This window comes from Candidatus Termitispirillum reticulitermitis (assembly GCF_054655775.1).
This window is the reverse complement of sequence record NZ_BAAIHG010000019.1, coordinates 1-22,040: the sequence shown is the minus strand read 5'-3', so window position 1 is coordinate 22,040 and position 22,040 is coordinate 1. Positions and strand designations below refer to the sequence as shown.

18 protein-coding genes are annotated in these 22,040 nt (G+C 45.4%); 2 read left to right on the top strand and 16 right to left on the bottom strand.

What is annotated here, in order from left to right:
• Positions 1-212: 212 nt before the first annotated feature.
• The 7 genes from AC1MDJ_RS03510 to AC1MDJ_RS03480 all read right to left on the bottom strand — a co-directional run bounded on the left by AC1MDJ_RS03510 (position 213) and on the right by AC1MDJ_RS03480 (position 9,407).
• Positions 213-4,487, bottom strand: a complete 4,275-nt coding sequence (locus AC1MDJ_RS03510; protein ID WP_479689572.1) for a hypothetical protein — start codon at positions 4,485-4,487, stop codon at positions 213-215.
• Between the two features lie 13 nt (positions 4,488-4,500).
• Positions 4,501-6,261, bottom strand: a complete 1,761-nt coding sequence (flgK, locus tag AC1MDJ_RS03505; protein ID WP_479689571.1) for a flagellar hook-associated protein FlgK — start codon at positions 6,259-6,261, stop codon at positions 4,501-4,503.
• 13 nt (positions 6,262-6,274) lie between these two features.
• Positions 6,275-6,760 carry a flagellar export chaperone FlgN gene (gene flgN, locus AC1MDJ_RS03500; protein WP_479689570.1) on the bottom strand — a complete coding sequence of 162 codons (486 nt, stop codon included), beginning with the start codon at positions 6,758-6,760 and terminating at the stop codon, positions 6,275-6,277.
• A gap of 57 nt (positions 6,761-6,817) precedes the next feature.
• Complete coding sequence (locus AC1MDJ_RS03495; protein WP_479689569.1) at positions 6,818-7,150, bottom strand: flagellar biosynthesis anti-sigma factor FlgM; 333 nt, start codon at positions 7,148-7,150, stop codon at positions 6,818-6,820.
• Between the two features lie 72 nt (positions 7,151-7,222).
• On the bottom strand, positions 7,223-7,537 hold the full coding sequence (locus tag AC1MDJ_RS03490) for a rod-binding protein (RefSeq protein ID WP_479689568.1): 315 nt from the start codon (positions 7,535-7,537) through the stop codon (positions 7,223-7,225).
• An 8-nt stretch (positions 7,538-7,545) separates the two neighbouring features.
• Positions 7,546-8,685 carry a flagellar basal body P-ring protein FlgI gene (locus AC1MDJ_RS03485; RefSeq protein ID WP_479689567.1) on the bottom strand — a complete coding sequence of 380 codons (1,140 nt, stop codon included), beginning with the start codon at positions 8,683-8,685 and terminating at the stop codon, positions 7,546-7,548.
• On the bottom strand, positions 8,673-9,407 hold the full coding sequence (locus AC1MDJ_RS03480; protein WP_479689566.1) for a flagellar basal body L-ring protein FlgH: 735 nt from the start codon (positions 9,405-9,407) through the stop codon (positions 8,673-8,675). Before AC1MDJ_RS03480 ends, AC1MDJ_RS03485 begins: the two co-directional genes overlap by 13 nt.
• A 280-nt stretch (positions 9,408-9,687) precedes the next feature.
• Between AC1MDJ_RS03480 and AC1MDJ_RS03475 the strand changes: the two genes are divergently transcribed.
• Positions 9,688-10,524, top strand: a complete 837-nt coding sequence (locus AC1MDJ_RS03475) for a BRO family protein (RefSeq protein WP_479689565.1) — start codon at positions 9,688-9,690, stop codon at positions 10,522-10,524.
• Between the two features lie 10 nt (positions 10,525-10,534).
• Here the strand turns inward: AC1MDJ_RS03475 and AC1MDJ_RS03470 are convergent, their stop codons facing one another.
• Both AC1MDJ_RS03470 and AC1MDJ_RS03465 read right to left on the bottom strand, forming a co-directional pair.
• Entirely contained in the window at positions 10,535-11,416 is an 882-nt protein-coding gene (locus AC1MDJ_RS03470; RefSeq protein WP_479689564.1) for a glycosyltransferase family 2 protein, read from the bottom strand.
• 40 nt (positions 11,417-11,456) lie between these two features.
• Positions 11,457-12,485 (bottom strand): Fic family protein, encoded by a 1,029-nt coding sequence (locus AC1MDJ_RS03465; RefSeq protein WP_479689563.1) that lies wholly within the window; start codon positions 12,483-12,485, stop codon positions 11,457-11,459.
• 309 nt (positions 12,486-12,794) lie between these two features.
• Here AC1MDJ_RS03465 and AC1MDJ_RS03460 point away from each other — a divergent pair, with 309 nt between their 5' ends.
• Complete coding sequence (locus AC1MDJ_RS03460; protein ID WP_479689562.1) at positions 12,795-13,742, top strand: FkbM family methyltransferase; 948 nt, start codon at positions 12,795-12,797, stop codon at positions 13,740-13,742.
• 6 nt (positions 13,743-13,748) lie between these two features.
• On the opposite strand, the gene AC1MDJ_RS03455 is transcribed toward AC1MDJ_RS03460, so the two are convergent.
• The 7 genes from AC1MDJ_RS03455 to AC1MDJ_RS03425 form a co-directional block, all read right to left on the bottom strand.
• Complete coding sequence (locus tag AC1MDJ_RS03455; RefSeq protein ID WP_479689561.1) at positions 13,749-13,925, bottom strand: hypothetical protein; 177 nt, start codon at positions 13,923-13,925, stop codon at positions 13,749-13,751.
• Positions 13,918-15,129, bottom strand: a complete 1,212-nt coding sequence (locus AC1MDJ_RS03450; RefSeq protein ID WP_479689560.1) for an MFS transporter — start codon at positions 15,127-15,129, stop codon at positions 13,918-13,920. The genes AC1MDJ_RS03455 and AC1MDJ_RS03450 overlap by 8 nt, the downstream gene beginning before the upstream one ends.
• Positions 15,104-15,316: a Trm112 family protein gene (locus tag AC1MDJ_RS03445; RefSeq protein ID WP_479689559.1), complete on the bottom strand. Its 213-nt coding sequence runs from the start codon at positions 15,314-15,316 to the stop codon at positions 15,104-15,106. The genes AC1MDJ_RS03450 and AC1MDJ_RS03445 overlap by 26 nt, the downstream gene beginning before the upstream one ends.
• Complete coding sequence (locus AC1MDJ_RS03440; RefSeq protein ID WP_479689558.1) at positions 15,309-19,565, bottom strand: acyl-CoA dehydratase activase-related protein; 4,257 nt, start codon at positions 19,563-19,565, stop codon at positions 15,309-15,311. Before AC1MDJ_RS03440 ends, AC1MDJ_RS03445 begins: the two co-directional genes overlap by 8 nt.
• 56 nt (positions 19,566-19,621) lie before the next feature.
• On the bottom strand, positions 19,622-20,521 hold the full coding sequence (lpxC, locus tag AC1MDJ_RS03435) for a UDP-3-O-acyl-N-acetylglucosamine deacetylase (protein WP_479689557.1): 900 nt from the start codon (positions 20,519-20,521) through the stop codon (positions 19,622-19,624).
• A gap of 8 nt (positions 20,522-20,529) precedes the next feature.
• Entirely contained in the window at positions 20,530-21,606 is a 1,077-nt protein-coding gene (ribD, locus tag AC1MDJ_RS03430; protein WP_479689556.1) for a bifunctional diaminohydroxyphosphoribosylaminopyrimidine deaminase/5-amino-6-(5-phosphoribosylamino)uracil reductase RibD, read from the bottom strand.
• A gap of 171 nt (positions 21,607-21,777) precedes the next feature.
• Positions 21,778-22,040, bottom strand: a 263-nt coding sequence (locus tag AC1MDJ_RS03425; RefSeq protein WP_479689555.1) for a hypothetical protein, incomplete at its 5' end; no start/stop codon positions are given.

The window sequence follows — 22,040 nt, the reverse complement described above, 5'->3', positions numbered from 1 at the left end:
TCACTAGCTTTTACCACGCCGAGCGACACAGCCCTTTCATTTAACGTAGAGGGGGATTACAGTGGCACATTTGGCACCTGCACCACTTTAGCATCTTTATCGTTTGACATGCACATCTCCTTTGTACGCCCTACATGAACGCATCACAATATAAACAACGATACTATATTATAAATTTGCACCCATGTAAAGTGTATTTTATAAAAATATTTTTATCTCAAAAAATCCATTATTGATATTGACAGCATACGCGTCACTGTTGCCATTGACACCTTGTATGCCTCCTCAGCAAGCGTCAGATTGCTGGCTAATAACAGCAAATCAGACGTAGTGCTCCCCAAATGAACCGCTTTTCGCGTCTCCGCAGTCATAACTATAGACTGATTAAACTTTAACACCGTATCCACACGCGACGTGCGCGTGCCGAGCTGAGTCAACGCCAAGTTCATTTGCTCAAAAACCGAATCCATAACCTCAAGCTCATATCCCACACCCGAACCGATTGCCGCCTTAAAGCTGTCCGCATACACCAGCGTCCCTGTATTAAACGCCAGTTTATGCCCATCCTTTACGTCTACATAAACATCAGCAGCGTTCATCACAACATTTTGAACAAGTGCGCCTCTTTCATCTGTAACCCTAATATTTGCTCTATCCCCTGTCTTAACAAAGCCTAATGTGCCGCTGTAATCCCCCTCTACGTTAAATGAAAGGGCTGTGTCGCTCGGCGTGGTAAAAGCTAGTGAGCCATCTATGCCAACAGTCGCCAGTATCTCGCTTGGAGCAGACTGCGCAAGCAACTGGCTGTTAATTTCTGCTGCAACCTCCGCAACGCTAGCGTATTCCCTTGCTGGCAACTCCACGTTATATTGGTTAGTCCCTACCGATACGATTAGCCCGCGCTGTCCGCTTGAGAGCGTAGTCATATCAAGGGGTATTCTAACGCCTCCTTTCAGATATTTCTGCACAGAGTTGCCAAGCCCCAGCGCATCATTCTCTGTCGCCACTACCTCGTAGAAGAACGGCACAGGCGGAATAGATGCCGCAATAAACTCTAGTCTGCCCTCGCTATCTAACCGTGCAGTAGCGGCAGCACTCAGAGTAGCAAGCTGGCTGTTTATGCTAGCTATAACATCCGTAGTGCTATCGTAATGCCCACTCAACGTGACACTTGCAGTAATCCAACCAGACGTTGCACTATCAAAATGCTTTATAACAAACGTTGTTCCATAGTTTTCCCCAAAATTATTTGCCATTTGCTGTGCGCGCCCATCGTCTAGCCCCATAATATATGCGGCATAGTCATCAGCGGGGACTACAGATACACTCTTTGAGCCTGCAAGAGTCTCAAATTGGAGTTTCCCATTTTGATTAGTTATACGCATCCCATGCATACCAGCACCAAGCGTATCAAGCCTACTCAATATCGCATCCGATAGCGATTGTTGGTCAGTCACACCAGATAAGTCAACAGATACAAAGGTGGCTTCACGTATCCCCGTTTCGTTATTATAATATTGAATTGTGAAATCAAGGGTTTTAACAGCTGAACCCGTCAACATTCCGTTAACCATATCAGCGTTATAGTTCAACGTGCCTGTTGTGAAAGCATAGGGCTTTTGCAGATAATACTGCGACTTGCCCTCTGGAGAGAGCACCTCATAGTTCCAAGTAGCATTATAATTACCACCGAACGTGCCGTCAAAACTGGGCAGTGCCGTAGATGGTATCGGATTTGTCCACGAGCTTGGTGCAGTAGATGCACCTATACTTAAAGCGTTCTCAAGTGCAGTGTATAGATTAGTCAACGTAGCGAACGCATTTGCGCTTGTGCCGTCCTTTACCATACTCATATCGCCAAAACTTAAAGACGGATTTGCCTTCAACTCCAGCGAGAATGAGTTTTCCACAATAGCTCCAGTTATAGGGTTTCTAGTCGGAGCATCGTCTAGCACTATACTTACCCCATGCCGCAGGGTAATCGGCTCGCCACGATAATCCTTTATTTCACGCGTTAATACTTGTTTGCCTTCATTGTCGTATATTGTAAGCTTCACGTCTCGTAGCTTGTCGTTAGGTGCTGCTTCTGGTTCAACTGTATATACAACATTCCAGCGAGTGTCCTCATAGCCAGTGTATCTGCCACTAGCTATAACGCTCTCATCGCCTGCCGTCATTGAGATGCCTTGATTATTACTCTCTACAAACATAGACAATTTGCTAGTGCCAGAACGGACATCCTCCACATTGAGCCGTCCATCCTTCATCGTGACGTTGACGGTAGAGCCGTATAAGTTATCTAAAAAGCTCATAAAGTCCCCGATGTTCTTGATAGGAGTCACTTTCGGGGCATTGACAGAGGGGGCGTCCACTAAAATAATATTGAACTCGCCCGTAGCTCCATCTACAACAGTAGCCGATACGTTAAAGCCCAGTCCAGAATCTACTATTGCCCTATTGATAGCCATAGCTATCTCAGCATTAGTGCTTGTTGAGTTAAGCCCGCTAACGGTAACCATACAATCAGCAATATACATATCAAAACTGGGCAGTGTATCTAAATTAGTCCGCAAATTACCATTGAAATCCCATTGGAAAGCTCGTTTATTAGAAATATTTGCAGATAAATATTGATTGGTGCTATCTGCATAAATTCTGACTGCTAGGCACGTATCCTTGTCATAAGTAATATTCTGTGTGGTGAACGATAGCGTGAATACCCCGCTAACTACACTATTATTTATATCTTTAGTATCTGTTGCATGCGCTCTGATAGAATAACCAAATCCTGCATTCTCCAGAGCTTGGTCTATCGCCAATGCAATATCAGCATAGGAACTACTGCTATCCAGTCCAGATACGAATAAAGTTTCCCCATTGACCGTTATGCCGTATTGCCCATTCAAATCGCTCCTATTCAGATTAAACGACACATTTATATCGTTCATATCAAATTCTGTTAAGTTATACCCTACCTCAAATACCGTATCCTTGCCGAGTGCCACCAATGTCTGGTCGTCAAGCCCCAATTTGTTAAACTTCCCCCCTGTAATGCTTAGCAGTGTGTGGTTGCCGACTTCACTGGTAGAAAATGACAATCTGTCGCCATCAGTCCCTACAAGTATATGGCTAGTCAAATCAACCGTCCTACCAGACGGTCTATCTAGTTTGCTAACCTCGTCGTAGTGATAATTAGCTATGTCGGTCAGGCTGGTATACGTGCGTAGAGAGTCCTGCGGACCCATATATTTTGCAAAAGCAAGCTCACGATTAAGTGCAACTGTAAGTTCATCAATGCTGTTATAGCCACTCTCAGCAATCGTTATCTGATAGTAGTCACCACCAAATCCGAATGTAAGCGTTCGCTCTTCATCAGTAGTGCCACGCAGGTCTAGCTTGACATTACCCGTAGCTAGCGCAACAGCCGCACCGAGCGGTCTGCCGAGGTGGTCTGTTCCCGATACAGTGAGCGAATCGCCTTGCCCTACATTTGTGCCCTTTATATCGGCAAAACTAGTCCCCTTCGTAACATAAGCACCCGCTTTGGAATACAACTGCAGACTGCTAAGGGTGCGTGCGCTTTGCATAAACAGGTCGCTACCGGGAAAGTTGATAGGCACGGTTTGATTGTAACCTATAATATTATTTATAATCCCGTCGTCACCAAAATAGGTAGGATACGCCCCCGCCGTGTAGTTGAACCGATAGTTCACCCCTTCAAACTGCTCCAGCGACACGTTCGGCAGGGTAATAGATACCCCGCGCCCAGTGTCTATAACTAACCCGGGTTGATATTGGAAAGATAGCTCTTTTGTCAGGTCGTTGCCAGTGCGGGTTGTGTCATCACTGGAGTTAGAATCTATCATCACTGGATTATTATATTTATCGGTAATTGACAGGTAACAGACATTTCCGCGCCCCTTTCTTACACTCACAAAGTATTCCCCCGACCCCATCTCAGACATATCAGAAAAAGCCGATTTCGCCGTAACATTACCGCCCCGTCCCACATACTGCGTAAGAGCCGTCACAGAGTTTTTCTGATTTTGGAAAGGCGGCGTATCAGTTTCATGTCCGCCGAAGATATATTTATTTAAATATTGGGCATTGGATAAATCAAAAAATCTATTATATAACTCCAATGCCTCCTGTGCTAGCGAACGCAGACCTGCACTATCTAACGTGCTATTGTTGCCATTCACGGCAATCTGATTGCGCGCTTTGCTGATGATGTCAAGAGCCTCACGCAACTGCGTTTCAGCTTGCCCAAGCCAGTCGCCTGCGGTGTTAGCATTATCAGTGAACTTGGTTACCTCAAATATTGTCCGCTGTAGCCCGTAAGCCGACATATAGGATATGGGTGCACTCTCTGGGTCTAGCAGTGTGCGTTGCTTAGTGCTAGCCTCCATAGCCTTCATATACTTATCAAGGCTTGCCCGCATTGATTCCTGATAAGTGACCGCTTGATACCTAAAGGTTATCCTCATATCCCTGCCCCTATTACCTGCCGACCAGCCCTAGACTGCTTACTACAATCTGCAGCATCTGGTCAACAGCATTGACATAGCGCGAATTCGCCTCAAAGACGCGTTGCAACATAGACATATTCGTCATTTCTTCTGTTTCTGATACGCCACTCACAGACTGCAGGCGTTTAGTATATTCCGTAACTGTCATCGTCCGCGTGGCAACAAATATATCCACCTGCTGTTTGTCTATGGCAACCTGTCCCACAAACGCCGCATAGAACCCTTCAAGGCTCAATGTTTGCTTTTGCATTACCTTTTGAGTGCGCAAATTAGCTATACTCAGAGCTACGTCGTTATTGCCGTTGCCCCCCTCGCTCTTGGTGGCGATATAGCTAGGGTTATCTTCCAGAAATTTGTTCACATTTATATCTGATGCGTCTTTACCTGTAAAGAAACCATTAAAGCCCGCAGCTGATAGAAAGTTAGACGTGTCCGTCCCGAACGAGAACGTATAGCCCGCTGGAACTGATAGTTGCATTGCGCCCGTTCTATCAACATTGGCTTTTAATATATCAGCCGATAAATTGTCGCTTGCCAAACGAATTTTAGTTGCAATGCCATTCAACGTGTCAACATTAGGGTTCACAGCTATATCATAAGTATCAGCTAGGTTACCACCAGCATCATAGACGTTAATTCGGAACGTTCCTTCCTGCACGGCAGACGGGAAACTGCCTACCTTTGAACCGAGCGCATATTCAGGATTACCCACAGGGTTACCCGCAGTTAGGCTTGAATATTTCATTAACCCCTGTCCTGCTGAATGCAGTTTGTTAGTCTCGTCTATCAGAGCAGTCGCAAGAGCGTCTAGCTGGCTAATGTAGTTCTCTAGCAGTCCATCCCGTATATTAACTTTGCCCGCGATAGAGCCGCCATCAAGCATACTGGTGATATTGCGCCCCTTATCATACCAGTTGCCTGTTGACCAATAGATATCCAGCTTGCCACCTGTCTCTGAATTAGATGCTGTATATAGGATGCTAGATTCCGCACCATCCACAATAGGCATACCTGCAAGATATACCGAACAAGCACCATTAGGCTGTTCTATTACCGAGACATTTGCTAGCTCATTTATCTGGTTGATTAAAGTATCGCGCTGGTCGCGCAAATCGTTGGCGTGCTCGCCAGATGCTTCTGTCAAACGGATTTGTTTGTTATAGTCCGCAATCTGCACTGCAAGCATATTTATGTCGTCTATGTTAGTCTTTAGAGTATCGTCAATATTCCTCTGGATATCAACAATGCTAGAACGGCTTTCTTTGATGGTTGTTACTAACGATATGCTCGTTTCTATAAGCTCTGTGCGCCTAACCGCAGAGTCACTAGAACCATCTGGAGCAGTGTTTGCTAAATCTTGCCATGCCTTAAAGTAGCGGTCTAGTGGCTCGCCAAGCCCCGAACCCATATCTTGCTCCAACTCATTGAAATAGGTTTTTACCTCTATCATCACCTCTTGCGTGCTAGTCCAGTATGAAAGGGCACTTGCCTCTTTACGCAGAGTCTTTACCAACAGCTCGTCATATATGCGGACAACCTCTGCCACTTTCACCCCGCTCCCGAAAGCACCATTTTGCTCCACACTGACAGAAGTTGACACTATGTTAGCACGCTGACGCGTATAGTTTGGATTGTTTATATTGGCGATATTATGCCCTGTCACATCCATCTGCACCTGCGTAGTCAGCAGTCCTGATACGCCAGTGTATAACATTCCAAATAAATTACTCATATTACAACCCCCATTAGCCCATTACCTGCAGCATAGGGGGCGTGTTTATAGATGTCTTATAGCCCGACAAGCTGGTCATACCGATAGCCGAGAAGAAATCCACAATTAACTTGCTGTTTGTATTGTAAATACTCCTCAAGGCAAGATTTTCTGCACTAATCTTAGAGACTAACTCCACTAGAGCAAACCCTACGTTCTCTAATTCATCAGAGAGGTTCAAGTCCACTCCGCGGACAACGTCTATAATGTCAGAAAGTTTATTCATTGGGGCACTATACTCCACAGATATCTGAGCGATAAGGTCTGTGCGAGCAACGTTGAGCTGAGCCTCTTTCGTTAGAAGGGCATCCTTTTTCTTGGTAACTTCAACAATTTCTTTAGTTTCCCACTTGGCTATGGCTTCTTTCTCAGCCAATAACAACCCAAGCAGTTCCGAATAGAGGCTGACCAAAGATGTCAACATCTCTAACAGATGACGAACACTGTCCATGCGTTCCATAACCCCCTCCAAAGCAAGCTAATGCCAGTGTGGAGGACGACAGGTTGGGTAGATAACTTAGCTTATACGGAAATCAAAGTCAGCTAGCTTACCATTATCAGAAACAATCCGCTCAGCAATCTCACGACTAGATACGTGATAAGTGCCACTCTTGATTTGCTCCCTAAGTTCGCTAATGCGCTCTTTCCGCCCTTCCAGAGCAGATTCACGCAGCTGAACAGCGATGTCGGCAATCTTGCGAGAACTAGAGAAGTCGAGCGAATCAACCTTGCTGGCATTCGTTGCTGCGGGTTCGCCCATATAAGTGGCATTTGCCGCCCTATTGCTTTCACTCACGTTTCTGCCAAACCCCTTCACAACATCATTGTTGTAGCTTTCGCTTATTCTCATCTCAATGCTCCTTCATCGCCGTTTCCTAAACTATACACCAGTCGTCCTCAAAAATCAAGCACAAAAAATAATTTATTTTACAGACGGTTCAAGCGATTTATAAAGTATATCCGCAAGCCCGCCAACATTGTTCTTTGCCATAGTATCAGCATACTTCTCATCAAGCATATCAGTCCAAATTTTCTCTGCACTGCTACGTTTTATAAACCCGTTATCAGGCACAGCCTCTCGCATAGCACGTAACATAACTTGGTTCATCATAGCTTCAAAACCTTGACAGGCTACCTTCAAGCGTTCCTTATCAGAAACACGCCCTTTCATAGCGGACAAACTATCCAGAGCAGCATTGCCCCTATTTGCTACTATGTTATCAACTAAGCCTGCCACACCTGCCATTATATCACCTGTATGTCAGCGTGCAATGCGCCCGCCGCCTTTATAGACTGCAATATCGCCATAAGTTCGCCAGCACCCACACCTATTGCATTCAATGCCTTGACTAGGTCGCTTACCGATACGCCATCAGGCAACATCATCACGCGATTATCCCTCTGTTTGTTAGGCTCTGGCAATGCAGGATTTGGATTCTCTTCAGTTGCTTCTTCAGCCGAAGGCGCCGAAACATCCTGAGTTCGGTCTATCCGAACGCCATCTGCTATCGTAATATTTAGACTGCCGTGCGATATTGCTACAGTGCTGATACGAACGTCACTCCCCATCACAATAGTGCCTGTGCGTTCATCTAATATTACCTTTGCAAATGTTTCAGGCTGTATTTCAAGATTTAACAAACTATTGAGAAAATCATAATAACTGCTACCCTTCAGCCCATCAGCAGGTAGTTTCACCGATACGTTGGACGGCGATGTAATAGATGCCACCTCTGAGCCGATAAATTTATTGATTGTCGTCTTAACATTCACCACATCGGCAAGTGAATATTTATTAAATGAAAGCTCTATCTTATCAGTATTCATCTTAAATGGAATATCGCGCTCCACTACAGCACCGTTCGGTATGCGCCCTGACGTTAGGTGACTTTTCTTGCCCGTCCCACCTGCCGTTCCGCCAGTGTTGCCCTGCCCGCCTACCGATACTGAGCCTTGCGCCACCGCATAGACCTGTCCATTAGGAGCAGAAAGCGGAGTAAGCACCAATGTGCCACCCTCAATGCTCTTAGCATCGCCTATAGATGAGATAGTCACATCAATATTCTGACCCGGCTTTGCAAATGGCGGCAAACTTGCCGTCACCATAACAGCCGCAACGTTCTTTACCTTAACAGTGTTCTCGTCAACGGTGATACCAATACGCTCTAGCATATTAACGAGAGAACGCCCTGTAAATTTGGTTTGGTTTTTATCGCCAGTGCCATTCAAGCCAACAACCAGCCCGTAGCCTACAATTTGATTATCTCTAATGCCCTCAACATTAACCATATCGCGAATTTTCACGACAGCTAGTGCATCTGTGGCAAAAATTACCACATAAGACATTATAAGTAGCAACTTTAAGTGTTTCATTAGAATGGCCATATCCAATCTATCACAGTAGCTAACCAGCCTTTGCGATTCGCATCTGACAGGACACCATCGCCAGAATATGCAATCTGCGCATCAGCTATGGCACTTGATACCACAGTGTTAGAAGCGTCAATATCTTTCTGCCGCACAACACCCTTTATAGTAATCGTCTGCTTTTCTTGGTCAACCACTAACTCCCTGCGCCCCTCTATCAGGAGGTTTCCAGATGGAAGCACACCCACAATACGTGCGGCAATGGTAGCGTTAATACTATCAGACTTTTCTTTACTGCCGTTGCCACCCCAAGTATTGTTGGTAGTCGCTTCAATATTTGGGTCAAAATCTCTGCCGCTACCCAAGAAATTGGTTATACCCATACTGCCCGGTAAGCCTAATATATTAGTCACACCAGAAGCATAGTTTGATGTGCGACTGGCATTGGTCTGGTTGGAGTTATTAGCAGTAGAGCTTTCAACAATTCGGACAATGACCACGTCACCCACAAGGCGGGCTTTATAGTCAAGAAACATAGTGCCGCGTCCGCCAACGTCACTCCACAAAGACGGGCTTTGCGCTCCAGCAGCCTTTTGACGTTCGTAAGCCGCAAGCTCCTCTTTGTAGCCGTCGGCAGGGGCAAGACTAGACGCAGAGCCAGCTTTCTTGCCTGCGCAAGACATCGCTAGTATAGCTATGCTAGCCACTAATACCCGCCGAAAGCCCCTCTTGTAATCCATTGCACACCCCTTACCTGAGGAGTCACAAGCAAAAAGCGTGCCAAGTAGTGTAAATAAAAATATCCGCACCCTTTGGGATGACCTGAACTTGCTATCTCCCCTTTACTGTAAGCACGGGTAGCACGCCGAACAGGTAATATTTGAGCTTGCTGGGAAATGCCTTTTTGGTTAGCAGGGTGAGCACTGAAAATAGTTTATATCAACTTTAAGTCAATCTAAACTAGGCTTGAACCATAAAAATATTTGACTTGCTGTTTATAATTGTGCTATAAGGTATCTAATGAATCAGCCCACATCAATAAAACTCTTCGAAGATAAAAATATCCGCACCCTTTGGGATGAGGAGAAAGAAAAATGGTATTTTTCCATACATGATGTGATTGCCATTCTAACTAGTCAACCAGATTATCAAAAAGTTAGAAATTATTGGAAATGGTTGCGAAACAAGTTACGACAGGAAGGAAGTGAGTTGGGTAGCAATACTACCCAACTGAAAATGCGAGCGTTGGATGGGAAATTTTATAACACTGATGTCGCAGATACTGAACAGATTTTGCGTCTTGTTCAAACAATTCCGAGTCCAAAGGCGGAACCGTTCAAGTTATGGCTTGCTCGCATTGGCTCCGAGCACATAGACGAGCTAGTTGACCCTGAACTCGCTATCAATCGTGCATTGGAAACTTATGCCAAAAAAGGATACTCACTTGAATGGATAAATCAAAGGTTAAAAACGATTGAAGTCCGAAAATCTATGACTGACGAATGGGACAAGAGCGGAATCAAAAAAGGTCAAGAATATGCAATTCTTACCGATGAAATTTATAAAACTTGGGCAGGGATAAATGCCCGCAGCTATAAGAGACTAAAAGGATTGACTAAGGAAAATCTTCGCGACAATATGACGAACCTTGAACTAATTTTGAACATGCTGGCTGAAGCTTCCACAACGGAAATTGCACAAAAACAATCCCCTAAAGGGTTATCTGAAAATATAAAAGTTGCACAGCAAGGTGGTGCGGTCGCACATGAAGCTCGTAAAAAATTGGAAAGCACAACTGGTCATTCAATTGTTACTGGCAAAAATGTCAAAGACTTGAAACTTGTCAACAATAAATAAATTGTCCTCGCTATCTCCCCTTTACTGTAAGCACGGGTAGCACGCCGAACAGGTAATATTTGAGCTTGCTGGGAAATGCCTTTTTGGTTAGCAGGGTGAGCACTGAAAACAATTTATATTTTGTGATGAGCGGTACCGGCTTGGCTGGTGTTGGAATTACAAAATTGTATTTTTTCTGTAGGGCGACAAGCTTTTCAAAGCGGAGCGCGCGCTCTCTCGTCCGTCTGATTTGCGCCTGCTCGTTATTTGCATTGACTAGCGAACCCTCTGTCTTTCTATAATAGTATAATACATGCGGACAAACGGCAATTTTGTTGGCAAGAACAGTCGCTTCCCAGTTCAGCACCATATCGTCTGATTGCGACAGAGCAGTATCAAAATGCAGGTTGTTGTCCTTAAGGAACGAGAGCTTAAATAGTGACGTCCACACGGGCATTAGATACATTTTTATCTTGTCGTCTAGTGTTTTTGCTATATATGAGTGGTCATATTTTAACCAGCTATAGCCCGCACTCTCATCATAAAGCCCTGAACGCGTGATGTCCGCATCTGTTGCAATAGCTGTGCTGAGCATCTTTTCGTAGTAGTCTAAGTCGTAGAGATAGTCGTCTGCATCCATAAAATGGATATACCCCCCCGTGAGGTTAACACTATTTAGTCCATTGTTGCGGGCGGTTGCCACACCAGAATTGCTTTGATTTATCAGTCTAATTCGCGAATCTCTGGCGATATATTGTTCCACAATCTCCGCACTATTATCTGCAGAGCCGTCGTTCACCACTATAATTTCAATATCTTCATGGGTTTGATAGATAATGCTCTCTAAGCATTGCGCAATATAGCGTCCCGCATTATACATCGGGATTATCACGGAAATTTTACTAGATAACATCTTGCTATTATATCACACTTAATGAAAAGAGCAAACGTTGCTATCCATTCACCGAATACCTTGACCCTCTGCCCACGCCAAATTGTTGCAATGCTCCCTCGCTCTTTAGTTCAGCGAGGATTTTTTTGACAAGTGAGCTGCTTATGCTGGGCAATTTTTGTGACACCTCTGCAAGCGTGAAACTACCCGTCATAGATAAAACATTCCTACGTATTAGCTCACTTTTGGGAGACTTTACGTCCTGCTCCTTTACGCTGTCGTCAAATGCTTTATAGGCATCTTTTAGTATAGAAAGGAAAAACCCCCACCACTCCGTTATGCTATTTGCTCCGTCGTGCCAACCCTGCGAGCATAGCCGTAGCGTCTCGTAATATTCCTCTTTGCGCTCCTCTACAAGCCGTTCTAGGCTGATGTAGCGGCTAGCAATGAACCCCTCTTTTAATAGAAGTGCAGTGGTCAGCAGTCGCGACACACGTCCATTACCGTCTAAAAATGGGTGAACGCATAGGAAGTCAAATATAAATGTAGCCACTTTCAATAACGGTGGCAGTTTTGACTCTTGGTATGCGCTGACAAGTCGGCTTGTTAGTGCTGGCGTGTCGCTAGAGGATGCAGGGGTGAACCGAACATGTCTGCTACCGTCAGGTAAAATCTCTATAATGTCATTGTTGGTGGTCTTGAAACTGCCCGCATGCCCGCTGTTAGCACAGCACATAGAATGTAAAGTTAAGATAAAATTAGTATTTAAGACTATATCATCAGACGTATATATGAAGTTTAGTGCTTTCTTATAGCCTAGCAGTTCTAAATCGGGACGTTCAATAGGTTTAATATCGCCGTTCAATAGCGACACTAGCCGTGCTGGGGACGTAGATATTCCCTCTATCCTGTTTGATGACTCCACGCTCTGCACGATTGCCTGCTCTAATAAAGCATTTAAGACTTCAGGCAGTTGATTAGTGTATAGCTCTTGTCTGCCACGCCCTTCCATGCACCGCCCAAGCAGCCAGCCAGTGCCAAGCGGAATGGACGAGTTTTCAATATCAGTTCGTTCTATGTTTAACTGCATAACTTCTAGCTTTTATCCAATTATTATCTTATTGACAAAATAGTGGCTAATTGACATTAAGCACACACTATCGGCGTATTCAATTTTCCACCTGTCCCAGTCGGTGGTGTTAGCTCTATAACATTTTGCTATTATATCACACGTAATGAAAAGAGCAACTGGCTGCGAGGATTATTTTACGCAAAATTTAATTGACAAATCTTAAACAACTTTTTACACTATTACGTTCGCTTATTTGGAGGTAGTTATGAAGGTTGGAACACACACACACACACACAGCAAAAATAATGCCATATCTGAGGCACAGTTATGATAAATAAGCTGTGCCGCGCAATCTACAGGCTAAATCCAATATACAAGATGGTTGAGAAGCAGACAGGGGAACTCTCAGAAATAAAGACGTGGTTGATGAAGTTATGCGCTGGCAGGGACTGCCCCTACAAAGTCAAAGAAACGACTACAACTCCACTCAAAAAACTGCGTCACTTAATATACCGATTGAGTCCAACTTACAGGCTGGCAGAGAAACAGGCAAAGGAAATGTCTGATATAAAGCTATGGTTGATGACGCTATGCGCCGAAAAAGACCAACTCTGTGAAGTTGAAATTGGTGGTATTAAGCTTAAACTTTACGATATGCTTTCGTCTGGAACAGCATACATAGCCACTCGTGAGATGAACTCACATGGAGCTGCACACAACGTGTTAAATATGAATTTTAAGGATGGAGATTGCATTATAGATATAGGTGCAAATATTGGTGCTGTTTCAATTTATCTTGCTAAAAAATACCCAAACATTAAGATTTATGCTTATGAACCCGTTAAGCAAAACTACAGCAATCTGATTAAAAATATCAGAGCAAACAACATCCCCGACGGCGTGATTAGTGCATTCAATTTAGCCGTCACAAAGGACGGAAGAAACGTGCATATTTACACCCTGCCAAGCTCTGGCACCGCTAGTATGACCTTATCCAATGGTGCTGCCGTTATCCCCTCAAACGAGAACTCGGGCGAAAACGTATCGTCTGTTTCGCTAGACAAAATCTTTGAGGAAAACAATATTCAGAAATGCGCCCTGTTAAAGATTGACTGCGAAGGGGCTGAATATGAAATTCTACATAACACCAAGCAAGAGTATTTGCGCAGAGTTGCCTGCCTAGTAGGAGAAACTCACTCGTTTGCTGGTGATGCTGAAACTCTTGTAAAATATTGCAATAACCTCATACCTATATGCCACTGGGATAGAGCATAGCAGACATTAAAACCTCCTCACCATGCACCACGCTCCATATATGATTGCCACCAGCCCCGGTAACGACAGGCAGAACAATACCAATGTCCAGAGCGAATTCACATTGTAAGTGTATAGCAGAAAAAATGCCACACCAGCAACGACTATCGCTACTATGCGCTCTAAAAGCACCCTGTTAAGCAACAGCAACCTCCTGCCGCGCGGCTAGACGCACCTGCGCTTTTGCCTTTTCTCTATCTATCAGTTGTGCAAAGGTCAGGTTCGTTGCAGCTATCGCTAAACCCGCAAAGAACGCTATCTTATAGTTCACAAGCCAGAGCATTCCGCCAATTATCGGTATTGACACCGCCGCAATGTGCATAATCCCAAACCCCATTGCCGTGCCAGTTGCAATATCCTCTGGATAGGCAATCTTCTGAAAAAACGTGCGCTCAGCTATCTGCATATTCATACAAAATTGGTCTAGCACATACGCCGCCGCCGCAACAGCCGGTATAGTATTAAACGCATATAGACTGAATATAATAATCGCAGATGAATATTCAAATGTCATAATCTTGCGCTCGCCAAACATTCCAACTAGCCTGCCGATTAGCGGGTTCATTACAAAGTTGATGATATTATTCAGCAGAAACAACGCCACAATCTGCACCGCACTGAAATGAAACCTGCTGACCAATAGATACGTAGCGAATGAAAAATATATCTGCCGTCTGCCACCAGCTAACCCAGTCAGCAGGTAATATAGCCAATACTCACGCTTAAACCGTATCTTGCGCGTCTGGATGGGCAAATCCGTGCGGGCAGGTCTCAAAAACAGGCATACAAGCCCGATTATAATAGTGCCACTACCTATTATCATTAAAAGCCGTTTATAGTTCATATACTCTGGAAATATCGTCAATAAAATTAGCACTAGCACCGCTACCGATATGCTGGACGTTGCGGCTAGCCCCCTGAGCGAGCCTAGCACGAGCGGAGCGGACTTCTGCCCGAAATATTGCAACACCATAGACTGACTCAACGTATCGTAAAAGTGAAACCCGCACGACATAATAAAAGCAGTGATTAAAATGCCGTGAAAATACGGGAAGAAACCTGTGAAAAAGACCCCTATTCCCAAACAAAAGATGAATATATTAGCAAGCCGATATTCTCTAACAAACGCAAGCATTATCACCGCAAAAAAACATAGCAGACCGGGAATTTCCCGCACAGATTGCGTGATACCCATTTGCAACCCGTTGAAATGCACATCCTCTACGGCAAAGTTTGTTATCAACATCTGCCAGCCTTGAAAACTCAGATAGCTGGCAAGCATCGTCAATGCTAGGAATACGAACATCCGCTGACTAGGTGGCTCAACCTCTTTTGGTATGATTTTCATACGGGACTGCCTCCTCCATTAAGAGCATTGGGATACCATCCCTCACGGGATATACTAATCTACATTTACCACAAACAAGAACATCTTCGCTAGCATTTTTTTCGTAGCTCGTCAGCTCTAAAATTCCCCTGCAATTTGGACAGACGAGCACGTCCAGCAGTCCGCTCATAACTACTTTATCAGGCATTTATCGCTTCTTGTCTATGTTTATCCATATTTTGGAGTGCTACAGACATCATCAGTTTAATCCTATTCAACTGGTTGACCTCACTTGCTCCAGGGTCGTAATCCACAGCCACAATGTTGGCATCATCGTAACGGCGGCGCAGTTCTTTCATTACGCCCTTGCCCGTGATGTGGTTCGGCAGGCAAGCAAAGGGTTGCACTAACACAATGTTGGGCGCACCGCCTTTGATTAACTCTATCATCTCAGCGGTCAACAACCACCCCTCACCCGTTTGATTGCCACGCGATACCAGCCCATCCACCAGTTCCGCTAGATGTTTCGCTGTGTAGAACGTGCCGAACCGCTTGCTCTTGACTAATGCACGTCTCATTACATCGCGATACCATTCTATAAATGCGATTTGCACCTCACTGGACACGCGCTTGCCAAGCCCGCCTGATAGCAACTGATGTTGGTGAACGTTGTCAAGCGAACAATAAAGCACGAAATCCATAAAGTCTGGCACTACAGCCTCACCCCCTTCAGCCTCTATCACCGATACTAAGTGATTGTTCGCATCGGGGTGAAACTTTACCAATATTTCGCCTACAACACCGACCTTCGGCTTGATTATATCCATTTGCGGAATCTTGTCAAACTCCTCAACCATGCCGTTAATATTCTGAACAAATTCTTTACGATTTGCGCGTTGCACCGCAGGTTTTAGCTTTTTAATCCACTCCATAGCCAAGTTATCTACATACCCCTTTTTTGTCTCATAAGGGCGCGTTCTGTTAGTAATGCGCAGGAGCATATCGCCATATAGGATTGCATGCATCATCCGTATAGTCATCCCTGTGGTAATGGTGAATCCTGAGCCGCTTTCCATACTTCCCATATTAAACGGAATAACAGGCACATTTGGGAACCCCGCTTTAGTCGCCGCATTGCGTAAAAAGCGCACATAGTTAGTAGCTCTACAACCACCACCCGTCTGCGATATAATAAGCGCAGTTCGCTCTGTGTCGTAGTTGCCTGATTTAAGCGCATGTATAAGCTGCCCCACAACTGTAATGGCTGGATAGCAAGCGTCATTGTTCACATACCTTAGCCCCTCTTCAACGTCCGCCTTGCTAGCAACTGGCAATAACTCTAGCTTGTAGCCATAAGGGGCAAGGCAGTCCTGCATCATGTGGAAATGTATAGGCGACAGCTGCGGACACAGTATCGTGTGTGTGTCTTTCATATCAGCACTAAACGTTGGTGCGCGTTTCGGTATATATCGTTTAGGTTGAGCCTTTCCACCACGCTCTCTCATAGTAGCAAGCAACGAGCGGACACGGATTCTCGCCGCCCCAAGGTTGGAGCCTTCATCTATCTTTATCAGCGTGTGTGCTTTGCCCGCTGTGGCAAGGATTTCCTCTACCTGCTCTGCTGTTACAGCATCTAACCCGCAACCGAACGAGTTGAGCTGCACAAGTTCTAGGTTGTCGGTATCAGCCACAAAGTTAGCCGCCCTGTATAGCCTAGAGTGATACACCCACTGGTCAACAGCATCTAGTTTGTAGAGCAATTTGCCTAAGTGCGAGACAGAATCTTCAGTCAACACCGCTACGTCATGACTAGCTATCAGGTCTGGTATGCCATGGTTTATCTCATTATCAAGATGATACGGACGCCCCGCCAGCACTATGCCATAGCCACCTGTTTCACGTATCTGTTGCAGTGCGTTCTCCCCTGCATTGCGAATATCAGACCTAAATGCCGCTTGCTCCTTAGCAGCATCTTTCACAGCATTTCGTATCTCATGGCGAGCAACTCCATACTGGGACAGCGCATCATACAGTTTGTCAGCGAGCTTTGATAGATGGTCTATCGGCAGATAAGGTTCTACAAAGTCAATGTCATTCAGCTTTATATCGTCAACATTCAGCCGTATCACCTCTGGGTAGTTCGCCACAACAGGACAGTTAAAATGGTTGTCTGCATCTATAAATTCCTCTACCTCATAAGGAACAGCGGGGTAGAATATCCGCTTGACACCTTGTGCTATCAGACTTGCAATATGTCCATGCACCAGCTTTGCAGGGAAACAAACCGTTTGTGAGGGTATCGTCTCAAGCCCTGAATTAAACAGCTCGCGGGACGATTTAGGCGATAGTGTCACATGGTAGCCCAGCTTTGTAAATAATGTGAACCAAAACGGGTAGTTCTCATACATATTCAGCACACGCGGCATGCCAATCTCCCCGCGGGTAGCTTTGTCTTTAGGCAATGGCACATAGTGTTCAAACAGTCGCGCATATTTGAAGTTAAATAAGTTTGGCAAAACCTCTTGTTTCTTATGCACCCCTGCCCCGCGCTCACAACGGTTGCCCGATATGAATTTCTTGCCACCGGGGAAGGTGTTAACCGTTATCAAACAATGGTTAGAGCATAGTTGACAACGGTAGCTATTACTAGATACGGTGAACACAGCTAGCTTTTCAGCAGATATAATATTAGACTCTTTCTCACTATCTACACGCTCTTTAGCTATTAACGCCGCACCGAATGCACCCATCAGCCCTGCAATTTTCGGACGCAGGACATTAACACCAACTAACTTCTCTATAGCCCTGAGTATGGCATTGTTAAAGAACGTGCCACCCTGCACCACTATATGTTTGCCCAATTCCTCTGGCTGAGCCACCTTTATCACCTTGTAAAGTGCATTTTTTATAACGGAATACGATAGCCCAGCAGATATATCCGCTACGCTAGCACCTTCCTTCTGCGCCTGTTTTACCTTTGAGTTCATAAACACCGTGCAACGCGAACCTAAATCAACAGGGTGTTTCGCTAGCAACGCCTCTTTTGCAAAGTCTCTAATATTCATCCCAAGCGAGCCTGCAAATGTCTCCACAAATGAACCACAACCAGACGAACAAGCCTCATTCAACACAATCTTATTTATAACGCCGTCTTTCACATACAAACACTTCATATCCTGCCCGCCGATATCTAGTATAAACGATACATTCGGCACGAAATGCGCAGCCGCATGGCAGTGAACAAGTGTCTCAACCTCGCCTATGTCTATGCCAAGTGCCGCCTGTAACAATTGTTCGCCGTAGCCCGTCACTGCAGAGTTGCGAATACGCGCTGTGTATGGCAGTTTGCTATATAGGTCTTTCAACACATCTATCACGCTGAGTAGTGGAGTGCCCCTGTTAGAGTCATACCATGTATATACTATGCGCCCAGCCTCATCTAACAATATTGCCTTTGTGGTGGTAGAGCCAGCATCTAGTCCTAGAAACAAATCACCGCTAGCGTCTTTAATGTCAGCACATTCCACATTGCTTGCATAGGTATCATGCCGAGCCACAAAGGTATTTAACTCCTCCTCTGATTCAAATAGCGGCTCTAGCGGAGAAATCTCAGGCTCATAAGGACTGTTTTTCAGTTCATCTATCTTCATTAGGAGCGATTTAGCACCAGTTGATTCATAGTCCTTTGACAGCAATGCCGCACCCATAGCCACAAAAAAATGGGCATTCTCAGGGAATACTATATGCTCACCTGTGAGCTTTAACGTTTCAATAAATCGTCTGCGCAATTGCGGCAGAAAGTGGAGCGGTCCGCCCAGAAACGCCACATTGCCACGTATGCTACGTCCACAGGCTAGCCCGCCGACGGTCTGGTCAACAACAGCTTGAAATATTGATGCCGCTATATCTTCTTTAGGTGCACCCTCGTTCAACAGAGGCATAACATCCGTCTTGGCGAACACACCACAACGTGCAGCTATCGGGTATAGAGTGGTGTAATTTTGTGCCAACCCATCAAGCCCCGCAGAATCTGTCTGTAGCACAGATGCCATCTGGTCTATAAATGCACCCGTGCCACCCGCACAGGTTTCGTTCATTCGCTGGTCAACGCCTGCATCAAAGAACGTAATCTTCGCATCTTCGCCACCAAGCTCAATAGCTACATCGGTCTGCGGTATGAACCGCTTTATTGCGGCGGTGGCGGCGATAACCTCCTGCACAAAAGGTATGCCCAGCCACGTAGCCACTGATATGCCGCCAGAACCAGCAACTGATATAGTGAAAACAGCACCAGAATAATTGCGACAGACCTCTTCAATAGTATCCATCATAGTCTTGCGGACATCAGAAAAATGCCTGCGGTAGTTTGAATACAGCATATCGCCATTATCGTTAATAACGGCAACCTTCACGGTAGTAGAACCTACGTCTAACCCAATGCGCAAAATATCGTTCATATATTATATCCTTTTAGTGGACTATAATAGTCTTTTTATAAAAAATGTCAAGCCTCTTACTTTATGTAGCCATACCCCTTATAACCGCCATAAGTTACGCCGTCTAGTTCTGTTATCTTGTAATAAGAAGACGATTCTACTAGCTTGCGCGCAAACATATTATTAACCTGATGCCCTGAGCGCACAGCTGATATGTGTCCTACTATGCGGTGTCCGATTAGCGAAAGGTCGCCAATCAAATCAAGAATCTTATGGCTGACAAACTCATCTTGCGAACGCAACCCCTCTAAGTTCAGTATCCCCGCTTTATCATCCACCACTATGGCATTGTCCAACGAACCGCCACGCGTCAACCCCATACGCCTGAGCACCTCTATCTCGCTGGCAAAGCCAAACGTGCGGGCATTAGCTACGCTGTCTGCATAGCTATCTGGCGTCAATACAAACGTGCGCGACTGCTTGCCGATAGCACTGTGTGGATAGTCTATATCAAAGGTGATTTTTAACTCGTTTGTCGGAACGCTAGAAATAAATTTGCTCTCGTGTTCCAGCTCCAGCGGTTCAAGCAAAATCATATACTTTCGCTTGCTCTCCATAGCAATAACGCCCACCTTGCGGATATATTCCACCACAGGTAGCGCGCTACCGTCCAGTATGGGGATTTCAGCCCCCTCAACATCTATATACGCATTGTCAACACCTAGTCCATACAGGGCAGACATCACGTGCTCTATAGTGCTGATAGGGAAGTCGGCACATTGGACGGTAGTCGCAAGTTGCGTAGAGCTTACATTGAATGGAGTGATGCGGACATAAGGACAGTTCTGGACATCCACCCTGCGGAACTGCACCCCAGTGTCTGCAACAGCTGGCAACACGTGCACTCGCACGTCCTTGCCATTATGAAGTCCAACCCCAGAAAAGGCAAAGTTTTCAGCAAGCGTAGTCTGATACATAGCCTAGACTAACGCTGGGCAGGCAATATGTCAAGAACAATGTCGCCCGCCCCCCCAGTCGCATCCAAAGTTGCACCGCCGAAAACAAACTCTCTGCTGTCCTTTATATATTTCGCATCTCCTATATAGATTGGTGCTATAAATATAAGCATTCTATCAACGAACCCTTTTGATATAAATTCATTAAAGAGCGTCCTGCCCCCCTCTAATATGATATTTTTAATGCCAATTTTGCCTAGCTCTCTTAACGCTAACTCCACATCCACCTGAGTAGTGCCACTGGTGATAATTTGCACGCCGTTATCTCTAAGTGCCCTCACACGCTCACTTGGCGCACATTCGCTAACCACAACGATTAAAGGAGCTACTTTATCGCGGGCACTCGCTACCAGTTTTGAAGTGAGCGGTAGTCGGCAGGAGGAATCAAACACTACTCGCACAGGCTGTCTGTCCGCCTCAACCAGTCGTGCAGTTAGAAGCGGGTCGTCTGCTAGTGCTGTGCCTACGCCTACCAAAACAGCATCAGCCTCAGCACGCAACTGATGAACACGTCTGCGGGAAACTTCACTGCTAATCCATTTAGAATCGCCGCTAGCTGTCGCCAGTAGCCCGTCTATGCTCTGGGCAGCCTTTGCCACTACATAAGGAAGCCCAGTAGTGATTAACTTAGTGAAATCCCTGATAAGCTCCGTGCATTCTTGCTCTAAAACGCCTGTCTGAACAGACACACAAGCGGCTTCTAATACGGCGATAGCTTTCCCCGTATGCTTTGGATTAGGGTCAAGTGCCCCAATATATACCCGCTTAATACCAGCCTTTATAATAGCATCGGTGCATGGGGGCGTCTTGCCATAGGTGCTGCACGGCTCTAGCGTTACATATAGAACAGCCCCATTTGCTCTAGCCCCAGCGACATTTAATGCATTCACCTCTGCATGCGCACAGCCGAACTGCAGATGTGCCCCCTCGCCCACTATGACACCATCATTCACTATAACTGCGCCCACACACGGGTTGCCACCAGTGCGCCCACGCCCAATTTTAGCTAGTTCGCAAGCTTTCCGCATAAATATTTCGCTAGACATAACTGATATTCTACACTTGCTTAGTTAATTTTCAAGTTAAAATTGAAATTCCGATTTATCGGATAATATGAATTTTGCTAGCATTGAGCGTTCGCCGTTTCATACTGATAGGATATAAAGTAGTGCGGGATAAGTCAAAGACTTAAAAAGGGGGCAAAAGCCCCCTTTTTCTTATATAGCGTAATATACTGCTTTTTTAACTTCTTCTTTTTTAGCTCTGGCTTCTGTCTCTGCTTTGGACTTTCCGAAGCTCCACTTGAAGCTAACCTCTGCTGTGTTCTCTGAATAGTCTCCCTTGATTAGACCACTATACGATAAACCAACCGTGCCATTCCCAAACAACCGATAGTCCGCACTCGCCCCAAAGGTCGCAGCAGCACTATCGTTCGACTCCGTCCTCGCACGCCACGATACCTCATTAGGCGCCGTAATCT